This is a genomic window from Oscillatoria sp. HE19RPO, from assembly GCF_024220515.1.
Taxonomy (GTDB): domain Bacteria; phylum Cyanobacteriota; class Cyanobacteriia; order Cyanobacteriales; family Laspinemataceae; genus Laspinema.
The window spans coordinates 1-1,157 of the sequence record NZ_JAMXOT010000399.1 but is presented as its reverse complement, the minus strand read 5'-3'; the positions used below and the strand labels follow the sequence as shown (position 1 = coordinate 1,157).

1 protein-coding gene is annotated in these 1,157 nt (G+C 53.1%); it reads right to left on the bottom strand.

Going from position 1 to position 1,157, the window contains the following annotated elements:
• Window positions 1–278: 278 nt before the first annotated feature.
• A partial coding sequence (locus tag NG833_RS27820; RefSeq protein ID WP_254568516.1) for a hypothetical protein occupies window positions 279–1,157 on the bottom strand: 879 nt, incomplete at its 5' end.

Genomic DNA, 1,157 nt, shown 5'->3' with positions numbered 1-1,157 from the left:
GAACGCTGCATTGACTTAGATTGGTTGGACCCGGATAAGGCTGATTTTTGGGCTGATTCCCACGGGCATCTGTCCCGCCTAGGTTGGACTCTGCTGAAAGAACGCTTAGAGATTGTTTGACCCGGGTCTTGATTGCGATCACACCTGGGGAATCTTGGCGGCGATCGCAACTGAACCTCCCCCCCTCCCCCTCGCCCCTGTTCTATAGCATTGATGGGTACAGGAGGGTCAGGGCAATGCTATAGAACATCGAGGGGGAGAATTGAGGGCGATCGCATCTAACCCAGCATCATCAGAATTGCGTTGACTGATTCCCGACGGGCGATCGCATTCTCAACCGCCTCTAGTTTTTTGCGGGGTAGGTAAATCGTGGTGATGCGATCGCCCTCTCTCCACTGGTAATGGTAGTAAGGTCCCGCGCACCCGGGTATCCAGTGGCTACTCGTTCGACTCCTGCCAAGATGGTCCCGATATTTGTACTGCCGTCCAATCCACCCAGACGCCCCTGGTTTTCCGTTGTGTTTCCGTTGATCGCCTAACTGGAGATTTTCGCTAGATATAGCGCTCCTAGAGCTGTCCTCTGACACCATATCTGGGGTAGAATCATCAGATTGCACCCTTCTATGATCGTTCCTCCCTGGGTTGCGATCGCCTGAGTTCCCGGGAGTTTTATCAGCGACTCTCCCGGGATTCTCTGTTTTTCGGCCACAAATCAACCCCTCCCAATAAGCTCGCCCCTCTTCCACTGTTAAAGGGTTTGAGTCTGATGCTATAGAACAGGACCGATCGCCACTGACGTTCCCTAGCATCCCCAAATTTTCAGAGTGCTGATCCGCGCTTCGGCGATCGCTCTCGATATGCCGATCGCCGCTGGCGCTGGAAACTAAACTTTCCCCAGCGGTGCGATCGCCACCAATAGACCGATCGCCTTTGCCGGTGGTGTTGAGACTTTTATCCTTGCTGCAGAAGGGTTCCGGTTCCCCGGGGGTAGCTTCCTCTCCTGGCGTTGAAATTATGCCGCCGACACTTTTCTGGGTTGAGTTGACTTTAGATAATTGACCCGGTATGCTGATTTCATCACCCTGGGACCTATCCACCCTTGCCTTATTAATTTCCGTGGATCCGTTTTCTTTTTTTTTCGGGCTAACAGAGGGAAC